Raw genomic sequence first — 22365 nt, forward strand, 5'->3', positions numbered from 1 at the left:
CATTTAAGAGCAATTCAAATTGTGTATGGACGATCACAGTTTCATACTATGCACGTTATTATTTTGCTCTGTTTTTAAGGACTCACTATGTTTTCCGCAACGCGCCACCGTATTGCTGCCCTGGCGCTCGGCGTTTGCTTTATCCTTCCGGCTCAGGCAAAAAATCAACCTTATGGTGAAATCGCCACTATGCAGGCGCGGCATATTGCGACGGTTTTCCCTGGCCGCATGACCGGTTCACCCGCGGAGATGCTCTCCGCCGACTATATTCGCCAGCAGTTTGCACAGATGGGCTACCAGAGTGATATTCGCTCGTTTCACAGCCGCTACATCTATACCTCACGCAATAAAACGCAGAACTGGCATAACGTGACCGGCAGTACGGTGATTGCAGCGCACGAAGGAAAGGCGGCTGAGCAGATCATTATCATGGCTCACCTGGATACCTACGCGCCAATGAGCGACGCCGATATTGATAATAACCTTGGGGGACTGACGCTGCAGGGTATGGACGACAACGCAGCGGGTCTCGGCGTGATGCTTGAACTGGCTGAACGCCTTAAGAATATCCCGACGAAATACGGTATTCGCTTTGTGGCGACCAGCGGCGAAGAAGAAGGGAAACTCGGCGCTGAGAATCTCCTTAAACGGATGAGCGCCGAGGAGAAGAAAAATACGCTGCTGGTGATTAACCTCGATAATCTGATCGTGGGCGATAAGCTCTATTTTAATAGCGGACAGAGCACGCCGAGCAGCGTGCGTAAACTCACCCGCGACCGCGCGCTGGCGCTTGCCCGTACGCATGGCGTCTATGCCGCGACAAACCCAGGCGGTAACCCGGATTATCCAAAAGGCACTGGCTGTTGTAATGACGGAGAAGTGTTTGATAAGGCAGGCATTCCGGTGCTGTACGTCGAGGCGACGAACTGGGCGCTGGGCAAAAAAGATGGCTACCAGCAGCGCGCTAAATCGAAAGCGTTCCCGGACGGGACCAGCTGGCATAATGTGCAGCTGGATAACCAGCAGCACATAGACAGTGCCCTGCCGCAGCGGATTGAACATCGCAGCCGCGACGTGGTGAAGGTGATGCTGCCGCTGGTGAAGGAGCTGGCGAAAGCGGGGAAAGCCTAGCGCGTTATTTTCCCCCTCACCCTAACCCTCTCCCCTTAGGGGAGAGGGGATCGCACGGAGCCGTCTTTTCCCCCTCGCCCCTTTGGTGAGAGGGGATCGCACGAAGCCGTCTTTTCCCCCTCGCCCCTTTGGTGAGAGGGGCTCGCACGAAGCCGTCTTTTCCCCCTCTCCCCTTTGGGGAGAGGGCAGGGGTGAGGGGTAGTATCTTTACCCTTCGTGCAGCCCGCACTCGCGCTTCAGCCCGAAAAATCGCGTCTCTTCTTCCGCCATTCCCGGTTCCCATTTGCGCGTGGTGTGGGTGTCGCCCACCGACAGGTAGCCCTGGTCCCACAGCGGATGGTACTTCAGCCCGTGTTTTTGCAGATACTGATACACCGTCCGGTTATCCCAGTCGATAATCGGCAGCACTTTGAACACGCCGCGTTGAACCGCCAGCACCGGTAGCGTGGCGCGGCTTCCCGACTGCTCGCGGCGCAGGCCGGCAAACCAGGTCTGCGCGTTTAGCTCTTTCAGCGCCCGGTTCATCGGCTCAACTTTGTTGATCTCATTGTATTTTTCAATGCCCTCAACGCCCTGCTCCCACAGTTTGCCGTAGCGCGCCTCCTGCCAGGCCGCGCTTTCCGTGGCGCGGTAGACTTTGAGGTTCAGCCTGAGCTTATCCGTCAGCTCGTCAATAAACTGATAGGTTTCCGGGAACAGGTAGCCGGTATCGGTGAGGATCACCGGAATGTCCGGACGGATCTGATTCACCAGATGCAGGCTGACTGCCGCCTGAATACCAAAGCTCGACGAGAGCACATAGTCTCCCGGCAGGTTTTCCAGCGCCCACGCCACGCGCCCTTCGGCATCCAGCGTTTCAAGGTGGGCGTTAGTTTCTGAAAGCTGAAGAATGCGTTCGACTTTTGGCAGTTCATTCAGGGCATTTAGATCGAGTCCGGACATAATTACCTCTCGTGGTTACTCCCAGAAATCCCTTGCGGGATCGAGCACCGGGCGAATGATGCCCGCACGCACCGTAAAGTCGCCGAAGCCTTCACCCGCTTCGCGCTCTTTCGCCCAGCGCCCGACAAGCTCGTCGATGGAATCAAGAATTTCCGTCTCGGTGATGTTCTCGCGGAACATGCGCGGAATGCGCGTGCCGATACGGTTACCGCCCAGGTGCAGGTTATAGCGGCCCGGCGCTTTGCCTACCAGCCCCAGTTCGGCCAGCATCGCTCGACCGCAGCCGTTCGGGCAGCCCGTCACGCGCATAACAATATGCTCGTCCGGAATACCGTGTTTTTCCAGAATCGCTTCCACTTTATCGGTGAATGACGGCAGGAAACGTTCCGCTTCGGCCATCGCCAGCGGGCAGGTCGGGAACGACACGCAGGCCATCGAGTTTTCACGCTGCGGTTTGACCGCATCCATCAACCCGTGATCGCGCGCCAGCTTCTCGATCTTCGCCTTCTGGCTCTCCGGCACGCCGGCAACGATCAGGTTCTGGTTAGCGGTAATGCGGAACTCGCCTTTGTGGATCTTCGCAATTTCCAGCAGACCGGTTTTCAGCGGACGGCCCGGATAATCCAGAATACGGCCGTTTTCAATAAACAGCGTCAGGTGCCATTTATTGTCGATCCCTTTCACCCAGCCGATGCGATCGCCGCGACCGGTGAATTCGTAAGGGCGGATCGGCTCAAATTTTATCCCCGCGCGACGCTCCACTTCCTCTTTGAACGTCTCCACGCCCACGCGCTCCAGGGTGTATTTGGTTTTCGCGTTTTTACGATCGGTACGGTTGCCCCAGTCGCGCTGGGTGGTCACCACCGCTTCTGCCACGGCCAGCGTGTGCTCCAGCGGCAGGAAACCGAACTCGCTTGCGGTGCGGGCGTAGGTTTTCTTGTTACCGTGCTCAATAGACAGGCCGCCGCCCACCAGCAGGTTAAAGCCAATCAGCTTGCCGTTTTCGGCAATCGCCACGAAGTTCATGTCGTTGGCGTGCAGATCGATATCGTTCTGCGGAGGGATCACCACGGTAGTTTTAAACTTACGCGGCAGGTAGGTCTGACCGAGGATCGGTTCTTCGTCGGTGGTGGCGACTTTCTCCTGATCGAGCCAGATCTCCGCGTAGGCGCGGGTGCGCGGCAGGAGGTGCTCGGAGATCTTCTTCGCCCACTCATACGCTTCGGCGTGCAGCTCGGACTCGTACGGGTTCGAGGTGCAGAGCACGTTACGGTTCATGTCGTTGGCGGTCGCCAGCGCGTCCAGCCCGACGGAGTGGAGCATCTGGTGAACCGGCTTGACGTTCTTCTTCAGAATGCCGTGGAACTGGAAGGTCTGACGGTTGGTCAGGCGGATGCTGCCATAAATTGTATTTTCACCGGCAAACTTATCGATCGCCTGCCACTGTTTGGTGGTGATCACCCCGCCCGGCAGGCGGCAGCGCAGCAGCATGGCGTGGCGAGGCTCCAGCTTCTGTTCAGCGCGCTCGGCGCGGATATCGCGGTCGTCCTGCTGATACATGCCGTGGAAGCGGATCAACAGGAAGTTGTCGCCTTTGAAGCCGCCGGTGAGACCGTCATTCAGATCTTCAGCAATGGTGCCGCGCAGATAGTTGCTTTCCAGCTTCATGCGCTCGGCGTCTGTCAGTTTACCTTCGACCACCAGTGGCCCTGGATGTTTTTCGCTCATTAGTAGACATCTCGCTGATAACGGCGCTCAACGCGCAGCTCACTTAAAAATTCATCCGCCGCTTCGGCATCCATACCGCCGAACTCGGCAATCACTTCCAGCAGTGCCTGCTCAACGTCTTTCGCCATGCGATTGGCGTCGCCGCAGACATAAATGTGGGCACCGTCATTGATCCAGCGCCACAGCTCTGCGCCCTGTTCGCGCAGTTTGTCTTGTACGTATATTTTTTCTTTCTGGTCGCGGGACCAGGCCAGGTCAATGCGGGTCAGTACGCCTTCTTTGACGTAGCGCTGCCACTCAACCTGGTAGAGGAAATCTTCGGTAAAGTGCGGGTTGCCGAAGAACAGCCAGTTTTTGCCCGGCGCTTCGTCTGCAGCACGCTGCTGCATGAAGGCGCGGAACGGCGCAATGCCGGTGCCCGGTCCAATCATGATGACCGGGGTCTCAGGGTTCGCCGGCAGGCGGAAGTTGTCGTTGTGCTCGATAAAGACGCGCACTTCGCCCTCTTCTTCCACGCGATCGGCCAGGAAGCTCGACGCGCCACCCGCGCGAGCGCGGCCTTCGATGTCGTAGCGCACCACGCCGACGGTAACGTGAACTTCGCTTTCCACTTCCGCCTGGGAAGAGGCAATGGAGTACAGGCGCGGGGTCAGCGGACGCAGCAGGCCGATCAGCGCGTCGGCATCCAGCTGTGCCGGAGAGAAACGCACCATATCGACAATCGGCGTCGTAGCGGCGTAATGCTGCAGCTTCGCCTTATCGCCCACCAGCGGCAGCAGCGATTCGCTGCGCGTTAAGGTGGCGTAATTTTCAACGATATTCGGGGTGTTCACAGTCAGCTCGAAATGCCACTGCAGCGCCTCGGAGAGCGGCAGCGTTTTGCCCTCCACGGTGACAGGCTCATCACCCTTCAGCCACAGCAGCTCGACCAGCTCTTTCACCAGCGCCGGATCGTTCTGATACCAGACGCCCAGCGCATCCCCAGGCTGATAGCGCAGGCCGGAGTCGCCAAGATCGATTTCAATATGGCGCACGTCTTTTTCCGAGTCGCGACCGGTAATTTTCTGGTTCACCGACAGGCTCGCCGTCAGCGGCGCCTCTTTGGTGTAGGGGCTGGTGTGGATCTCATTGACGGTGCCCGCAGCGGTTACGGCAGCCTGCGCCGGGGTCTCTTTCGGGACGCGGGCTTTCAGCACCTCAACGATGCGCGCGCGCCATTCGGCGGCGGCCGTCTGGTATTCCACATCCGCGTCCACGCGGTCCAGCAGGCGCTCCGCGCCCAGCTCCGCCAGCTTGCTGTCGAAGTCTTTACCGGACTGGCAGAAGAATTCATAGGAGGTATCGCCCAGGCCAAATACGGCAAACGCCGTGCCATCCAGCTTCGGCGCTTTTTTCGAGAACAGGAACTTATGCAGCGCCACCGCTTCTTCAGCAGGTTCACCTTCACCCTGCGTAGAAGCCACCACCACCAGCAGTTTTTCTGACGCGATTTGCTTGAATTTATAATCCCCGGCGTTGACCAGGTTCACGTTCAGTTTGGCGGCCAGCAGGTCGTCACGCAGCGCTTCGGCCACGCGGCGTGCGTTGCCCGTTTGCGAGGCGCTGATCAGCGTAATGGCCGGAATTTCCACGGCCGTTGCCGGTGCGCCCGCCACAGCGCCAGGCTGCTGGTTGAGCATTCCCCAGAAATAACCGGAGACCCAGGCAAGCTGAGTGGGAGAAAAATCAGAGGTGGCAGCCTGAAGGCGCGCCAGTTGCTCCGGGTTCAGGGGAAGCAAGTTTGAAGGTGGGGCCTGTGTTGTCATGCGTCGTTATGTTCCAGTAGCCAAGCGGACTTTAAGCGAATAAATCCAAACTGAAGATAAGGTTAACGGCGTGGATAATAACAATTAAAGAAGGGATGGAAATAATAAATAACCAAATGGACTAACCTGTTTTAGTTATCGTTCTTAACGATAAAAACGATTAAATAACCTATTGAAATGCAATAATAAAAATAGATAAAGCCCCTGAATGTGAGGCTGGTGTCGTTCAGAGCCGTTTTAGTTAATGCTAAAAATTGTGCTTTCCGGTACTATGCGGCGGTTTTTTCCGCATTACTGAGAGCGATCATGTCCACCACACTGTTTAAAGATTTCACCTTCGAAGCCGCCCACCACCTTCCGCATGTGCCTGAAGGGCATAAATGCGGCCGCCTGCACGGGCATTCGTTCATGGTGCGTCTTGAGATCACCGGTGAAGTTGATCCGCATACCGGTTGGATCATGGACTTTGCCGAGCTGAAAGCCGCGTTTAAGCCGACCTACGATCGTCTGGATCACTACTACCTGAATGAAATCCCGGGTCTTGAAAACCCGACCAGCGAAGTGCTGGCAAAATGGATTTGGGATCAGATGAAGCCGCTGGTACCGCTGCTGAGCGCGGTGATGATCAAAGAGACCTGCACGGCAGGCTGCGTGTATCGCGGAGAGTAAAAAAAAGCCCGGCAAACCGGGCTTTTTTTTAGGCAATATTCAGGTACTTGTGCGTCTGCATCGACAGGCGCCAGTTGCGCGCAATGCAGGTTTCAATGCACAGGCGCGTCGCATCCTCTTTCTGGCTGATCGGCTGCAGGGCAATCACCCGCTGCTTCTCATCCGTCAGCGTTGCCAGCAGTTCATCCAGCGCTTCGATATCACGCACGCGCCCTACCGGGTGCTTGATTTCATCCGCGCGCTCCAGCGCCTGAGACAGCACGTTATACCCGCCGCGCATATTCACTTTTGGCGATACCGTCACCCAGGTGGTATGCGAGCAGCGCACTTCATGGGTGCCGCTGGTCTCGATCTGGCAGCTGTAGCCGTTCTTTTCGAGCAGCTCGGTCAGCGGCGTCAGATCGTGGATGCAGGGTTCACCGCCGGTGATCACGACGTGGCGCGCCGTCCAGCCCTGACGACCAATAATGGCCAGCAGATCCTCTGGACTGCCCGCGCCCCACTTATCGCTCTCTTTAGTTTTCGCCAGAATGCTAAACAGCGACACTTCCCGATCTGCGAGCTTATCCCACGTATGTTTGGTATCACACCAGGCACAGCCAACCGGGCATCCCTGTAAACGAATGAAAATAGCGGGAACGCCGGTAAAGTAACCCTCGCCTTGCAGGGTCTGGAACATCTCGTTAATCGGGTACTGCATAGTCATCTCAGTAAAGGGGATAAACGATAAGTATCGCAGATCCCCGCCGGATGGTCATGCTCCATCGGTGCTTTGCGCGCTAATCGCCGCCATAAAGCGCGCGGTGATTTGCTGTGGACGGGTAATCGCCCCGCCGACAACGACCGTATGCGCACCCAGCGCCAGGCATCTGGCCGCGCGTTCAGGCGTATCCACATTGCCTTCGGCAATCACCGGAACCGTCACGACAGCCAGCACGGCCTTCAGGAACGCGCAGTCGTTCTCCGGAAGCGAATGGCCCGCCGTTTCCGCCGTATAGCCATAAAGCGTGGTGCCGACGCAGTCAAAGCCAAGCGCCTGCGCCGTCACGGCCTCGTCTACCGTGGAAATATCCGCCATCAGCAGTACCGAGGGATAACGCGAGCGGATGCGCGTGACCAGCGTTTCCAGGGATTCCCCACCGGGACGCTCCCGCGCCGTCGCATCAAGCGCAATGATTTCCGGAGAGACGGCCATGAGCTCATCCACCTCCTTCATCGTGGCGGTGATGAACACCTCACTATCTGAATAATCCCGCTTGATGATGCCGATGACAGGTAAAGAGACCTGCTGCTTAATGGCTTTGATATCCACCACGCTGTTGGCGCGAATGGCGGCGGCCCCGCCCTGCGCCGCCGCCAGCGCCATCCGCGACATGATAAACGGGCTGTGCAGCGGTTCATTTTCCAGCGCCTGACAGGAGACGACCAGTTTTCCCTTCAGGTTACCCAGTACAGTTTTCATTACGATAAGATCTCTTCCACTTCGTTTTTGATAATCGTGACGTGCGGGCCATAAATGACCTGCACGCCGTTACCGCGCACGATGACGCCGCGCGCGCCGGTGGCTTTCAGCGCCGCATCATTCACTTTGCTGCCGTCTTTCACCGTGACGCGAAGACGCGTGGCGCAGCAGTCCACCTCTTCGAGATTGTCTTTTCCGCCTAACCCGGCGATCACCGCAACGGCGCGCTCGCTCTGCGATAAGGCCACTTCACTGGCCATCGCCTCCCTTTCCCGACCCGGCGTGGCAAAATCAAAGCGGTTAATCAGATAGCGGAAAGTGAAGTAGTAGAGGAAGAACCAGGGCACGCCGACCAGCGGAACGAACATCCAGTTGGTTTTGGCCTCCCCCTGCAGGATGCCGAACAGCACGAAGTCGATAAAACCGCCGGAGAAGGTTTGCCCGATGGTGATGTGCAGCATGTGTGCGAGCATGAACGCCAGCCCGTCAAACAGCGCGTGAATGACGTAGAGCACCGGGGCAATAAACAGGAAGGAGAACTCGATGGGCTCGGTTATTCCCGTCAGAAACGAGGTTAACGCCGCGGAGAGCAGCAGCCCGGCAACGCGCTTTTTATTCTCCGGTTTAGCCGTGTGGTACATCGCCAGACAGGCGCCGAGCAGGCCAAACATCATCGTAATAAAGCGCCCGGACATGAAGCGTGACGTGCCTTCGTAAAACTGACGCGTCGTGGGATCGGCCAGCTGGGCGAAGAAGATCCGCTGCGTGCCCTCCACCAGGTGACCGTTGACAATCTCGCTGCCGCCGAGCGCGGTGGTCCAGAACGGCAGATAGAAGATGTGGTGCAGACCAAACGGGCCCAGCATGCGCAAAATGAAGCCGTACAGCAGGGTGCCCAGATAACCGGTGGCATCCACCAGCCCGCCCAGACCAAAAATCAGCTTCTGGAAGTGCGGCCATACCACGGTCATGAGCGCACCGACGAGTATAGCCGCCAGCGAGCTGATAATAGGGACAAAGCGCGAGCCGCCAAAAAAGCCCAGGAACTGCGGAAGCGCTATCTTGTTAAAACGGTGGTGCAGCGCGCAGGTCACGAGACCAATCACCACGCCGCCAAACACGCCGGTTTCCAGCGTCTGAATGCCCAGCGTCATGCCCTGCCCGACGGCACCGGGGTTTTCGTGCGCCAGTTTGCCGGTGAGGATCAGCAGCGCGTTGATGGTGGCATTCATCACCAGAAACGCGAGTAGCGCCGCCAGCCCCGCCGTGCCCTTATCGCTTTTTGCCAGACCGACGGCCACCCCAACGGCAAACAGCACCGAGAGGTTCGCAAACACAATTGAACCGGCACTGCTCATGATGGTGAAAATGGCCTGAAGCCAGCTCACATCTAAAAATGGATAGGCCGCCAGCGTATTGGGGTTCGATAACGCCCCGCCGATACCGAGCAGCAGACCCGCCGCGGGCAACACGGCGATAGGCAACATAAAGGATTTGCCAAAGCGCTGCGCTTTTTCAAACCATTCCCCCGACGAAGCACCACTGAATATTTGCATCATTTTTTCATCCCCCCGTTAAAAGATGAAAATTTTTATCATATTAATTTTTAATAGTGAAAATTATCATCAAAAACCAGGAGGCCGATCATACTTTTTTAAAATGACTGGCATCTTTCCCCCGCTTTCCGCCACACTAGTCGCAGTGAAACACATTAAGGACGTGGCATGTCGGACCATGAAAACCTGCTGCTGAAGCTCCGCCAGGAAGCTTCCGGGTACAGCCCAACGCAGCAAAAACTCGGCGAGTTTGTCCTGAGCGACCCTGCCCGGGTGCTCTACCTGACCATCACCGAGCTGGCGCGCGAGAGCCACACCAGCGAGGCCAGCGTGACGCGTCTTTGCCGGACGCTGGGCTGCAAAGGGTATAACGAATTTAAAATGGCGCTGGCGCTGGATATTCAGCAGGGCCAGCCCGCGCGTCAGGCGGGGGATGAGATTGACAGCGTGGTGGATGAGTCGGTTCAGGCTCTGCAGGATACCGCGAGACTCCTCGACCGCGCGCTGCTTGAAAAGGCCGCACTGGCGCTGCACCAGGCGCAATCCGTGCAGATTTATGGCGTCGCGGCCAGCGCGATCCTCGGGGAGTACCTGCATTACAAGCTATTAAGGCTGGGTAAACCTGCACAGCTGTTTAGCGATATGCACCGCGCAGCCATGAATGCGACAACGCTTTCGGCAGAGACGCTGGTGGTGGCGATCTCCAGTTCCGGTTCAACGCGAGATTTGCTTCACGTGGTGAAACTTGCCCGCAAGCGGGGCGTGAAAGTTCTTGCGCTCAGTAACACGCCCCGCAGCCCGCTGGCGTCTCTTAGCGATATGCAGCTGGTGGCCGCCAAGCCAGAAGGCCCCCTTAGCGCAGGTGCGCTCAATGCCAAGGTTGGGGTGATGCTGCTGATCGAATTGCTGACGACATCCATGATTGCTCTGGATGGTCATTACGCTGACGTTAGCCAGCAAACGGCCAGCGCCACGCTTCCTCTTCTGCTCTGAAAACCATTCGCAGGCTTAATAAATAGCCTGCGTTTTATTTTTCCCAATTTCACTTAAGCAAGGCTCAATTCATTTATTTGATAAACGTTTGGTGTAACAAAGTATTTTATTTATTACATTTTGAATTACACTCATCGCGCCACCAACCTCGATAAAATCAATTTAAAATCATATGGTTGAAATTTAAATATTAATAAATTGAATTTTTCCGCTCTCCGCACTGTCCAATATTTTCACCTGATTTCCTTTCCTTAAAATAAGCTTAAGACGCTCTCGATTCCTGCGTTTTATTATTTAAATGCCGTTTACTTTTGCGCGCCTACAATCCGCCTCATCAATCATAATGAGACGGTATTAATGAAGATGTTATTGATTACAGGCGTGACCGGTTTTCTGGGCGGGGCAGTACTTGAAAAAATCCTGACCAGCGATCAATCCGTAAAACTCCTTTTGCTTGCCCGCGCCGACGATCCGCAGAGCGGGCTGGCGCGCGTGCAGGAGAACATGCGTAAGTTTAACGTTCCTGAGAAGAAGCTGGCCTCCCTGAGCGTGGATAATATCCTTATTGGTGACCTCAGCCACCCGGAAGCCTTTCTGAACGATCCCCGACTGGACCAGGTTACGCATGTCGTTAACTGTGCGGCAGTTGCGTCATTTGGGAATAACCCGCTGATCTGGAAGGTAAACGTCGAAGGTACCCTTGCGCTGGCGCGCCGCATGGAGCAGGTCGCAGGGCTGCAGCGTTTCCTGCACGTAGGCACCGCAATGTCATGCACGCCGGAGCAGGATTCGCTGGTCTCCGAAAGTGCGGAATTCAGAGAAAATGCTGAGCACCTGGTGGAATACACGTATTCGAAGTCAACCATCGAACAGCTAATGCGCCAGGAGTGCCCGAATCTGCCGCTGCTCATCGCTCGTCCGTCCATCGTCGTCGGCCATACCCGCCACGGCTGCACGCCGTCGAGCAGCATCTTCTGGGTCTTTAGCATGGGCCTGATGCTGCAGAAGTTTATGTGCTCGATGGAAGACCGGATCGACGTTGTCCCGGTGGATTATTGCGCCGATGCGATGTTAATGCTGCTCAACAGCAACGCGCGTCCGGGAGAAGTGGTACACATTTCTGCCGGGGAAGAGAATAGCGTTCGCTTTGCGGATATCGATCGGGCGATGGCGCAGGCACTGGAGAAAGCGCCTGTTGGCGATAAGTACGCGCAGGTCAGCTACGAAACGCTGGTCAAAATGCGCCGTGAGCTGAAAACAATTTTTGGCCCATGCAACGAACGTCTGATGCTGAGAGCCATGCGTTTATACGGTGCCTTTGCCACGCTGAACGTGCGCTTCAGCAACGATAAACTGCTCAGCATGGGGATGCCAAAGCCACCCCGGTTTACGGATTATATTGCCCGCTGCGTGCAAACCACCCGGGGGCTAACCATTCCGGAGCAGATGGCGGTCGATTTTAAATAGCCAAAAAAAATGCCAGTCATTCGACTGGCATTTTCATTTTAAGGCTTAAGCAATTATGCCTGGCCTTTGATCTCTTTACGACCGTTGTAAGGCGCTTTTTCACCCAGCGCTTCTTCGATACGAATCAGCTGGTTGTATTTAGCAACACGGTCAGAACGGCTCATAGAACCGGTTTTGATCTGGCCAGCAGCGGTACCCACAGCCAGGTCAGCAATGGTCGCGTCTTCAGTTTCGCCAGAACGGTGAGAGATAACAGCGGTGTAGCCAGCGTCTTTCGCCATTTTGATCGCAGCCAGCGTTTCGGTCAGAGAACCGATCTGGTTGAATTTGATCAGGATGGAGTTAACGATGCCTTTCTCGATGCCTTCTTTCAGGATCTTGGTGTTGGTTACGAACAGATCGTCACCAACCAGCTGGATTTTGTCGCCCAGTACTTTGGTCTGGTATGCGAAACCATCCCAGTCAGACTCGTCCAGACCGTCTTCGATAGAAACGATTGGGTACTGTTTGGTCAGGTCTTCCAGGAAGTGAGTGAACTCTTCGGAGGTGAACGCTTTGTTGCCTTCGCCAGCCAGAACGTATTTACCGTCTTTGTAGAATTCAGATGCTGCACAGTCCATCGCCAGGGTAATGTCTTTGCCCAGCTCGTAGCCTGCTGCTTTAACCGCTTCAGCGATAACAGCCAGTGCTTCTGCGTTAGAACCCAGGTTTGGCGCGTAGCCACCTTCGTCACCAACAGCAGTGTTCATACCTTTAGCTTTCAGAACTTTCGCCAGGTTGTGGAACACTTCAGAACCCATACGAACCGCTTCTTTCAGGGTTTTCGCGCCAACTGGCTGAATCATGAATTCCTGAATATCAACGTTGTTGTCTGCGTGCTCACCACCGTTGATGATGTTCATCATTGGTACAGGCATAGAGTATTTGCCTGGGGTGCCGTTCAGTTCAGCGATGTGCTCGAACAGTGGCATACCTTTAGCAGCGGCTGCTGCTTTGGCGTTCGCCAGGGAAACTGCCAGGATTGCGTTCGCACCAAAGTTAGATTTGTTTTCAGTACCGTCCAGATCGATCATGATCTTGTCGATGCCAGCCTGATCTTTGGCATCTTTGCCAACGATAGCCTGAGCAATAGGACCGTTAACAGCGCCAACCGCTTTCAGTACGCCTTTGCCCATGAAACGGGATTTGTCGCCATCACGCAGTTCCAGCGCTTCGCGAGAACCTGTAGAAGCACCTGATGGAGCAGCTGCCATACCGACGAAACCACCTTCCAGATGAACTTCGGCTTCAACGGTCGGGTTACCACGGGAGTCGATGATTTCACGACCGATGACTTTAACGATTTTGGACATTAGATTTTCCTCAGTACAAGTTAAACTAAAACTCCAGACAAACAACGCGTACCGTTGGTACGCGTTGCCGTTCTAACTTTTTTTACTTCGCCTGACGCTTCTGGTACTCGTTGGCGGCTTTCACGAAGCCTGCAAACAGCGGATGTCCATCACGCGGCGTTGAAGTAAATTCCGGGTGGAACTGGCAGGCGACAAACCACGGATGGTTTGGCACCTCGATGATCTCGACTAACTGATCATCCCCGGAGCGACCCGCAACACGCAGGCCCGCGGCTTCAATTTGTTTCAACAACATGTTGTTGACTTCATAGCGGTGACGATGGCGCTCGGTGATGACCGGCTCGCCGTACAGCTTGCGAACCACGCTATCGTCGGACAGCTGGCAAGCCTGTGCGCCAAGACGCATAGTGCCACCCAGATCGCTCTTCTCGGTACGGACTTCAACGTTACCGTCTTCGTCACGCCATTCCGTAATCAGCGCCACTACAGGGTACTTACAGTCTGGCACAAATTCCGTAGAGTTCGCGTTTTCCATTCCCGCTACGTTGCGCGCAAATTCGATCAGCGCAACCTGCATACCCAGGCAGATGCCGAGGTATGGAATATTGTTTTCACGCGCATAGCGTGCAGTGGCGATCTTGCCTTCAACACCACGGTAGCCGAAGCCGCCAGGGATGAGGATAGCATCCAGATCTTTCAGAATTTCAACGCCACGTGTTTCAACATCCTGCGAATCAATCAGCTTGATGTTCACGGAGACGCGGTTCTTCAGACCACCGTGTTTCAGCGCTTCGATTACGGACTTATAGGCGTCCGGCAGTTCGATGTACTTGCCGACCATACCGATAGTCACTTCGCCCGCCGGGTTAGCTTCTTCGTAAATAACCTGTTCCCATTCAGACAGGTTAGCTTCCGGACAGTTCAAGCTGAATCGTTTACAAATATAATCGTCCAGACCCTGTGATTTCAACAGGCCCGGGATTTTATAAATGGAATCGACATCTTTCATTGAAATAACGGCTTTTTCAGGCACGTTACAGAACAATGCAATTTTCGCACGTTCGTTCGCCGGGATTGCGCGATCGGAACGGCAAACCAGGATGTCAGGCTGAATACCGATGGAGAGCAGCTCTTTAACGGAGTGCTGAGTCGGTTTGGTTTTCACTTCACCTGCTGCCGCCATGTAAGGCACCAGCGTCAGGTGCATGAACAGCGCGTGTTCACGACCAATGTCTACCGCCAGCTGACGAATCGCTTCGAGGAATGGCAGGGATTCGATATCACCCACGGTGCCGCCGATTTCAACCAGCACAACGTCATGCCCTTCGCCACCGGCAAGGACACGCTCTTTGATTGCGTTAGTGATGTGTGGGATAACCTGCACGGTCGCGCCCAGGTAGTCACCGCGGCGCTCTTTACGCAGAACGTCAGAGTAGATGCGGCCAGTCGTAAAGTTGTTACGACGGGTCATTTTGGTACGAATGAAACGCTCGTAGTGGCCAAGATCCAGATCGGTTTCAGCGCCGTCTTCAGTAACGAACACTTCCCCGTGTTGGGTTGGGCTCATGGTGCCAGGATCGACGTTGATGTACGGATCCAGTTTCATCATGGTCACATTGAGGCCACGGGCTTCAAGAATGGCTGCGAGGGAGGCTGCGGCAATGCCTTTACCCAGAGAGGATACGACCCCGCCGGTCACAAAAATATAGTTCGTTGTCATGCTGAACCTGAGAAGTTAGGGTGAAACGATGGAATAACCAGGACGGGAAAGTAGTATACCCGAACACGGCGAGCGCCACAAACTTTCATTCTCCGTCTCCATTCCAGGCCATGACAAACATAAGGAGTGAGAAAATAGCCCCTTTTGGGTAAATGTTTTTGACGCAAATCAAGCGCTTGTCATTTAAAAAATCACACAAATTGCGCTTGATCGCAAAATTCCGTTAGAGATCAGATCCCTGGCGTTTTACTTCCTGCCAGACTTCTTCCATAGCGTCGAGGTCAATTCCGGTCATTTCCAGGCCGCGCGAGGCCACAATCCGCTCTACTTCACGAAAGCGTCGTTCGAATTTCAGGTTGGCTTTTTGCAGGGCGGTTTCCGCTTTTACCCCTAAATGGCGAGAAAGGTTGACGGTCGCGAACAGCAGGTCGCCCATCTCTTCCTCCAGCTTTGCTTCATCCACCACCACCTGCTGCGCTTCGTGCATCACTTCGTCGATCTCTTCATGCACTTTACCCAGCACCGGTCCCAGTGAATCCCAGTCAAAACCCACGGCCGAGCAGCGTTTCTGAATTTTGTGGGCGCGCATCAGCGCGGGCAGGCTCAGCGGGATGTCGTCCAGCGCAGAGTGCTGAGACTTTTCAGCGCGCTCGGCGCTTTTTATCTGCTCCCAGCGGGCCAGCACCTCTGCGCTGTTTCCTGCGGTGGCATCGCCAAAGATATGCGGGTGGCGGCGCTCCAGCTTGTCGCTGATAGCGGCGCAGATATCCTCAAAGTTAAAGCGCCCTTCCTCCTGCGCCATCTGGGCGTAGAAGACCACCTGGAACAGCAGGTCGCCAAGTTCACCGCGCAGGTCATCAAAGTCCTCGCGGGAAATGGCGTCCAGCACCTCATAGGTCTCTTCGAGGGTATAGGGCGCGATGGTGGCGAAAGTCTGCTCTTTGTCCCATGGACAGCCGTTTTCCGGGTCGCGCAGGCGTTTCATGATGCCAAGCAGGCGGTCGATTTGAGTCATGATTATGTCCTGATAAAAAAATGCCGGGTGGCGGCTTACGCCTTACCCGGCCTACAAAAGAGGGAAATCTTAACCGCCGTGCAGACGACGCGCGTCAATCACATCCGGCACCTGGTTCAGCTTGCCCAGCACGCGGCCGAGCACCTGCAGGTTGTAGATTTCGATGGTCATATCGATGGTGGCAAGCTGCTCGCGAGTATCGCTGCGGCTGGCAACGCCCAGCACGTTGACCTTCTCGTTGGCGAGAATGGTGGTGATATCGCGCAGCAGACCGCTGCGGTCGTTGGCGGTAACGCGCACCACCAGCGAGTAACCGGCGGAGTAGCTCTCACCCCAGACCGCCTCCACGATGCGCTCCGGCGCATGGGACTGCAGCTCCGCAAGCTGGTCGCAGTCGGAGCGGTGGATAGAGATCCCGCGCCCCTGAGTGATAAAGCCGACGATGTCGTCACCCGGAATCGGCTGGCAGCAGCGGGCGATGTGGTGCATCAGGTTGCCCACGCCCTCAACCACCACGCGGCCGTTGTCTTTGCTGCGCTGCTGCGGGGCATAGGTTTTCTGCTGCAGCTGCTTCAGCGCCGCCGCGTCCTGCTCTTCCGCGCTAGGCTTGTTGAACTGCGCCTGCAGGAAGTTGACCATCTGATTAAGACGGATATCACCGCCGCCAATCGCCGCCAGCAGCTCGTCCAGCTCGTTGAAGTTGTAGCGCGGCAGCAGGAACTTTTCCGCCTCTTTCAGGCTGATCCCGATGTGCTCCAGCTCGTCGTCGAGGATCTGGCGACCGGCAAGAATGTTTTTGTCACGATCCTGCTTGCGGAACCAGGCGTGGATTTTAGAGCGCCCGCGGCTGGTAGTGACGTAACCCAGGTTCGGGTTAAGCCAGTCGCGGCTCGGGTTAGGCTGCTTCTGGGTGATGATTTCAATCTGGTCGCCCATCTGCAGCTGGTAGGTAAACGGTACGATACGTCCGCCGATCTTCGCCCCGATGCAGCGGTGCCCCACGTCGCTGTGGATATGGTAAGCAAAATCGAGCGGCGTAGAGCCGGCCGGCAGGTCGACAACGTCCCCTTTCGGGGTAAAGACGTAGACGCGGTCATCAAAGACCTGGCTACGCACCTCATCGAGCATCTCGCCGGAGTCGGCCATCTCTTCCTGCCACGCAATCAGCTTGCGCAGCCAGGCAATGCGGTCTTCATGGCCAGAACGCGCTCCGCCCGAGGTACCTTCTTTATATTTCCAGTGCGCGGCAACGCCCAGCTCGGCGTCTTCATGCATCTGTTTGGTGCGGATCTGAATCTCGACCGTTTTGCCGCCGGGGCCAAGCACCACGGTATGAATGGACTGATAGCCGTTTGGTTTGGGGTTCGCGACGTAGTCATCGAACTCATCCGGCAGATGGCGGAAGTGAGTATGTACTATACCCAGCGCGGCGTAGCAGTCCTGCAGACGCTCCGCCACGATACGCACGGCGCGCACGTCAAACAGCTCGTCAAAGGCGAGGTGTTTCTTCTGCATTTTGCGCCAGATGCTGTAGATATGCTTAGGTCGACCGTAAACTTCGGCACGCACATTCTCTTCTTTCATCGCCTGGCGCAGGCCGCCGACAAATTCCTCGATATAGTGCTCGCGGTCGATACGGCGCTCGTGCAGAAGTTTAGCAATGCGCTTATATTCTGCCGGATGCAGGTAGCGGAAGCAGTAATCTTCCAGCTCCCATTTCAGCTGACCAATCCCTAAGCGGTTCGCCAGCGGGGCATAAATGTTCGTACACTCTTTTGCGGCCAGCACGCGCTCGTCTTCCGGCGCATCTTTGACCTCGCGCAGGTGGGCAATACGCTCGGCCAGCTTGATGACCACGCAGCGGAAATCATCCACCATGGCAAGCAGCATCCGGCGGACGTTATCAACCTGCTCAGAGGAGACGGAGTCGGTATGCGCGGCTTTAAGCTGGCGGATAGCCGCCATATCGCGCACGCCGTGGATCAGCGCAACGACGGATTTCCCGACGCTGTCGCGCAGCACATCTTCGCTGACTACGTCCGCATCCGCGAGAGGGAACAGCAGCGCGGCCTGCAGGGTTTCGATGTCCATGTTCAGCATGGACAAGATTTCCACCATCTCCACGCCGCGCCATAAGAGAAGATCGGCATCCGGGTGTCCCTGCGTGGTGCGCAGACAGTAGGCCCAGGTTTCGGTTAAGCGTTCACACGACTGCTGGCTGGAAATTCCCAGACTTGCGATCCATTTTTGTGGGTCAAACTCCCCAGCTTTATTGAGATGTGCACTTCTTACCGCAACCATTGTCCTCTCCTTTAGGGACCAGGGCCTGTCGAAGTCGACAAGCCAAACAAATTAGATGTGCTCGAACAACACCATCGATTCCAGATGTCCAGTGTGCGGGAACATGTCCAGCATTGCCAGACGCTGAATCTGGTAACCCGCGCTGAGTAACGCCTCACTGTCCCGGGCAAGCGTTGCCGGGTTACAGGAAACATAGACCACACGCTTCGGCGCGAGTTTAATAATATGTGCCATCACGCCCGGGGCACCGGCACGCGCCGGGTCGAGCAGGATTTTATCAAAGCCCTGCTGTGCCCAAGGCTGTTGGGTGACATCGTCCTCAAGATTTTGATGAAAGAATGTCACATTTTGCAAGCCGTTCTGCCGCGCGTTCTCCTGCCCTTTCGCCACCAGCGCCTCAACGCCTTCCACGCCGACGACGCTTGCCGCTCTGCGCGCCAACGGCAGAGTAAAGTTACCCATGCCGCAGAACAGATCGAGCACCCGGTCAGTGGGCTGTACGTCAAGCCATGCCAGGGCGTTCGCCACCATCTGCTGGTTTACGCCGTCGTTGACCTGAATGAAATCCCGCGGGCTGAACGTTAAGCGTAGCCCGTCTGACGCATACCAGGGAGCTTCACCTGTTACCTGTTCAAGTATCTCGCTTTGCGGCGCGAGGAAAAGCGCAAGCTCATGAGAATGCGAAAAGCGTTCCAGTTTTTCGCGATCTTTTTTCGACAGTGCCGCGGTGTGGCGCAGCACCATCAGCGGGCCATTGTTCGCCAGCACCAGTTCAACGTGGCCCAGTGAACGCACCCCGTCGAGCGATGCAAGACAGCGGTGCACGTCAGGAAGCAATGCCTCAAGATGGGGCACCAGAATGGGGCACTGCTTCACGTCAACAATATCGCTGGAGGCCGCTTTGCGAAAACCCATCTCCAGCCGCGCCGTTTTAGGCTGATAGCTCAGGCTAAGACGCGCGCGGCGGCGATAGCCCCAGGGCTCATCGGCGATAATTTCGTTAACGTCGTGCTTCAGCAGACGCGCCAGGGCCTGGCTTTTACTTTTTTGCTGTAATTCTGTGCTCGCATGCTGTTGCTGGCAGCCGCCGCACACGCCAAAATGGGGGCAGCGGGGCGCCACGCGCTGCGGGCTATCGTTGAGGCGACGCTTCACCTGTCCGCGTGCGTACTGGCGTTTGTCTTCCGTCAGCGTAATTTCTGCTCGTTCTGTTGGCAGCAAACCTGTTATAAACAGAGTCTTACCATTGTGACGAGCCACTCCCTGACCAAACGGATCAAGATCCGTGGCTTCAACAGTAATGATTTGACGCGTCGTCACGCGTCGCTTTGCAGAGTAGAATTGCGCCATCGCCGAGATTTTTCTCACATAAACATAATTATTTTAATTGTCCCATAACGGAACGCCATGACCAACTACAGCCTGCGCGCGCGCATGATGATTTTGATCCTCGCCCCCACCGTTCTCATCGGTTTGCTGCTGAGTATCTTCTTTGTCGTGCACCGCTATAACGATTTGCAGCGACAGCTGGAGGATGCAGGCGCCAGCATTATCGAACCGCTCGCCGTCTCAAGCGAGTACGGGATGAACCTGCAAAACCGCGAATCCATTGGTCAGTTAATCAGTGTGCTCCACCGGCGCCACTCGGAGATTGTTCGCGCCATTTCCGTCTACGACGAACATAACCGCCTGTTTGTCACCTCGAATTTTCATCTCGATCCGGCAACGCTGAAGATCCCGGACGGTACGCCCTTCCCGCGCCATCTCACCGTGTTGCGCCGTGGCGATATCATGATTCTGCGCACGCCGATCGTGTCGGAAAGCTATTCCCCCGATGAGTCTGCGCAATCCGATGCTAAATCCAGCAATAACATGCTGGGATATGTAGCGCTGGAGCTGGATCTCAAGTCGGTACGGCTGCAGCAGTACAAAGAAATTTTTATCTCTGGCGTGATGATGCTGTTCTGCATTGGTATCGCGCTGATCTTCGGCTGGCGTCTGATGCGCGACGTAACAGGCCCCATCCGTAATATGGTTAACACCGTTGACCGCATCCGCCGGGGACAGCTCGACAGCCGCGTGGAAGGATTTATGCTGGGCGAGCTGGATATGCTGAAAAACGGCATTAACTCGATGGCGATGTCGCTGGCGGCCTATCATGAAGAGATGCAGCATAACGTTGACCAGGCCACCTCTGACCTGCGCGAAACGCTGGAGCAGATGGAGATCCAGAACGTTGAGCTGGATCTGGCGAAAAAGCGCGCTCAGGAAGCGGCGCGTATTAAGTCTGAGTTCCTGGCCAATATGTCGCACGAGCTGCGCACGCCGCTCAATGGCGTGATCGGCTTTACCCGCCTGACGCTAAAAAGCGAGCTTAATCCGACTCAGCGCGATCACCTGCACACCATTGAACGTTCGGCCAATAACCTGCTGGCGATCATTAACGACGTGCTGGACTTCTCCAAGCTGGAGGCGGGCAAACTGATTCTGGAAAGTATTCCGTTCCCGCTGCGCAGTACGCTCGATGAAGTGGTGACGCTGCTCGCGCACTCCTCGCACGACAAGGGCCTTGAGCTAACGCTCAATATTAAAAACGACGTGCCGGACAACGTCATTGGCGATCCGCTGCGCCTGCAGCAGGTCATTACCAATCTTGTCGGGAATGCCATTAAATTCACCGAAAGCGGCAACATCGACATCCTGGTAGAAAAACGCGCGATCAGTAATAACAAGGTACAGATTGAGGTTCAAATCCGCGATACCGGCATCGGCATTCCGGAGCGGGATCAGTCGCGTCTGTTCCAGGCCTTCCGCCAGGCAGATGCCAGCATTTCCCGCCGCCATGGCGGTACCGGGCTTGGGCTGGTGATCACGCAGAGGCTGGTGAACGAGATGGGCGGAGATATCTCTTTCCATAGCCAGCCAAACCGCGGCTCAACCTTCTGGTTCCACATTAACCTGGACCTCAATCCAAACGTGCTGACCGACGGCCCGGTGACGGACTGTCTGAAAGGGAAGCGTCTGGCCTACGTCGAGCCTAACGCGGCGGCGGCGCAGTGCGCGCTGGATATCTTAAGCACCACGCCGCTGGAGGTGGTTTACAGTCCAACCTTCTCAGCCCTTGCCGTTGATCATTACGACATTCTGCTGATGGGGATCCCGGTGACTTTCACCGGCGAGCTGACCATGCAGCAGGAGCGGCTGGCGAAAGCCGCGTCGATGACAGACTACCTGCTGCTGGCACTGCCCTGCCACGCCCAGATAAATGCGGAAGAGTTGAAAAACGACGGGGCGGCAGCATGCCTGCTTAAGCCGCTCACCGCGACTCGCCTGCTGCCCGCGCTCACGGAGTATTGCCGTCTTAGCCAGCACGCCCTGCCGTTGATTAACGATGAGCAAAAACTGCCCATGAGCGTGATGGCGGTGGATGATAATCCGGCAAACCTGAAGCTAATTGGCGTATTGCTGGAAGACCAGGTTCAGCACGTTGAGCTGTGTACCAGCGGCGCGCAGGCGGTTGAACTGGCTAAACAGATGCAGTTCGATTTGATTCTGATGGATATTCAGATGCCGGGCATGGATGGCATTCGGGCCTGTGAGCTGATCCACCAGCTCCCGCACCAGCAGCAAACGCCAGTGATTGCGGTCACCGCGCATGCGATGGCCGGTCAGAAAGAGAAGCTGCTGAGTGCCGGGATGAATGATTACCTGGCGAAACCTATCGACGAAGAGAAGCTTCATAACCTGCTGTTACGCTATAAGCCGGGTCATATTGGCGGGACGTACACGGTTTCCAGCGAACCGGTTGAAATCAGCGTCAACCAGAACGCGACCTTTGACTGGCAGCTTGCCCTGCGCCAGGCAGCAGGGAAACCCGATTTAGCGCGAGAGATGCTGCAAATGCTGGTCGCGTTTCTGCCGGAGATTCGGAACAAGGTTGAAGAACAGCTGGTGGGCGAGAACCCGGAAGAACTGCTGGAAGCGATCCACAAGCTGCACGGCAGCTGCGGCTACAGCGGCGTACCGCGACTGAAAAACCTCTGCCAGTTGCTGGAGCAGCAGCTGCGCGCGGGTACGCCGGAATCGGAGCTTGAACCGGAGTTCCTGGAGCTGCTGGATGAAATGGATAACGTAACGCGGGAAGCGATGAAGGTATTGGGGAGCTGAGGCGGGTGCGGCCTGATTTTCCCCTCACCCCGGCCCTCTCCCCAAAGGGCCGAGGGT

General features: G+C 56.0%; 16 protein-coding genes. 5 read left to right on the plus strand and 11 right to left on the minus strand.

The genetic code is table 11. From position 1 onward, the window contains the following. Positions 1 to 87: 87 nt before the first annotated feature. The gene (locus tag AC4ICF_RS18305; RefSeq protein ID WP_116343473.1) at positions 88 to 1131 is read left to right on the plus strand and encodes an aminopeptidase; all 1044 of its coding nucleotides are present in this window, start codon (positions 88 to 90) and stop codon (positions 1129 to 1131) included. 207 nt (positions 1132 to 1338) lie between these two features. Here AC4ICF_RS18305 and cysH read toward each other — a convergent pair whose 3' ends face one another. Genes cysH through cysJ form a run of 3 tightly spaced genes read right to left on the minus strand, consistent with a single transcriptional unit; the run spans position 1339 to position 5606 of the window. Continuing rightward, the gene (cysH, locus tag AC4ICF_RS18310) at positions 1339 to 2073 is read right to left on the minus strand and encodes a phosphoadenosine phosphosulfate reductase (RefSeq protein WP_316380128.1); all 735 of its coding nucleotides are present in this window, start codon (positions 2071 to 2073) and stop codon (positions 1339 to 1341) included. Between the two features lie 15 nt (positions 2074 to 2088). Next, positions 2089 to 3801 (minus strand): assimilatory sulfite reductase (NADPH) hemoprotein subunit, encoded by a 1713-nt coding sequence (cysI, locus tag AC4ICF_RS18315; RefSeq protein ID WP_116343475.1) that lies wholly within the window; start codon positions 3799 to 3801, stop codon positions 2089 to 2091. Beyond that, positions 3801 to 5606, minus strand: a complete 1806-nt coding sequence (cysJ, locus tag AC4ICF_RS18320) for an NADPH-dependent assimilatory sulfite reductase flavoprotein subunit (RefSeq protein WP_116343476.1) — start codon at positions 5604 to 5606, stop codon at positions 3801 to 3803. Before cysJ ends, cysI begins: the two co-directional genes overlap by 1 nt. Before the next feature lie 306 nt (positions 5607 to 5912). On the opposite strand from cysJ, the gene queD reads away from it, so the two are divergent. Continuing rightward, a complete protein-coding gene (queD, locus tag AC4ICF_RS18325; protein WP_014885039.1) occupies positions 5913 to 6275 on the plus strand; it encodes a 6-carboxytetrahydropterin synthase QueD in 363 nt (120 codons plus the stop codon). Between the two features lie 28 nt (positions 6276 to 6303). Here queD and queE read toward each other — a convergent pair whose 3' ends face one another. Genes queE through AC4ICF_RS18340 form a run of 3 tightly spaced genes read right to left on the minus strand, consistent with a single transcriptional unit; the run spans position 6304 to position 9296 of the window. Then, positions 6304 to 6975 (minus strand): 7-carboxy-7-deazaguanine synthase QueE, encoded by a 672-nt coding sequence (queE, locus tag AC4ICF_RS18330; RefSeq protein WP_316380127.1) that lies wholly within the window; start codon positions 6973 to 6975, stop codon positions 6304 to 6306. Positions 6976 to 7029: 54 nt separating this feature from the next. After that, entirely contained in the window at positions 7030 to 7737 is a 708-nt protein-coding gene (locus AC4ICF_RS18335) for an N-acetylmannosamine-6-phosphate 2-epimerase (RefSeq protein WP_316380126.1), read from the minus strand. Continuing rightward, positions 7737 to 9296, minus strand: coding sequence for a PTS transporter subunit EIIC (locus AC4ICF_RS18340; protein WP_316380125.1), 1560 nt, complete (start codon positions 9294 to 9296; stop codon positions 7737 to 7739). The genes AC4ICF_RS18335 and AC4ICF_RS18340 overlap by 1 nt, the downstream gene beginning before the upstream one ends. A 165-nt stretch (positions 9297 to 9461) precedes the next feature. Between AC4ICF_RS18340 and AC4ICF_RS18345 the strand changes: the two genes are divergently transcribed. Further along, a complete protein-coding gene (locus AC4ICF_RS18345) occupies positions 9462 to 10286 on the plus strand; it encodes a MurR/RpiR family transcriptional regulator (RefSeq protein ID WP_116343480.1) in 825 nt (274 codons plus the stop codon). A gap of 357 nt (positions 10287 to 10643) precedes the next feature. Next, a complete protein-coding gene (locus tag AC4ICF_RS18350) occupies positions 10644 to 11753 on the plus strand; it encodes an SDR family oxidoreductase (RefSeq protein ID WP_316380124.1) in 1110 nt (369 codons plus the stop codon). Positions 11754 to 11806: 53 nt separating this feature from the next. Here the strand turns inward: AC4ICF_RS18350 and eno are convergent, their stop codons facing one another. The 5 genes from eno to rlmD form a co-directional block, all read right to left on the minus strand. Then, on the minus strand, positions 11807 to 13105 hold the full coding sequence (gene eno, locus AC4ICF_RS18355) for a phosphopyruvate hydratase (protein WP_006811784.1): 1299 nt from the start codon (positions 13103 to 13105) through the stop codon (positions 11807 to 11809). Positions 13106 to 13187: 82 nt separating this feature from the next. After that, entirely contained in the window at positions 13188 to 14825 is a 1638-nt protein-coding gene (gene pyrG / locus AC4ICF_RS18360) for a glutamine hydrolyzing CTP synthase (protein ID WP_116343482.1), read from the minus strand. 223 nt (positions 14826 to 15048) lie between these two features. Further along, positions 15049 to 15840: a nucleoside triphosphate pyrophosphohydrolase gene (gene mazG, locus AC4ICF_RS18365; protein ID WP_491466116.1), complete on the minus strand. Its 792-nt coding sequence runs from the start codon at positions 15838 to 15840 to the stop codon at positions 15049 to 15051. Positions 15841 to 15909: 69 nt separating this feature from the next. Next, the gene (gene relA, locus AC4ICF_RS18370) at positions 15910 to 18141 is read right to left on the minus strand and encodes a GTP diphosphokinase (RefSeq protein ID WP_008499628.1); all 2232 of its coding nucleotides are present in this window, start codon (positions 18139 to 18141) and stop codon (positions 15910 to 15912) included. 51 nt (positions 18142 to 18192) lie between these two features. After that, on the minus strand, positions 18193 to 19491 hold the full coding sequence (gene rlmD, locus AC4ICF_RS18375; protein ID WP_316380122.1) for a 23S rRNA (uracil(1939)-C(5))-methyltransferase RlmD: 1299 nt from the start codon (positions 19489 to 19491) through the stop codon (positions 18193 to 18195). A 57-nt stretch (positions 19492 to 19548) separates the two neighbouring features. Between rlmD and barA the strand changes: the two genes are divergently transcribed. Continuing rightward, complete coding sequence (barA, locus tag AC4ICF_RS18380) at positions 19549 to 22308, plus strand: two-component sensor histidine kinase BarA (RefSeq protein WP_163330079.1); 2760 nt, start codon at positions 19549 to 19551, stop codon at positions 22306 to 22308. Positions 22309 to 22365: the final 57 nt, after the last annotated feature.

It is taken from the genome of Enterobacter sp. ECC_219_Taxon_10 (assembly GCF_058354905.1).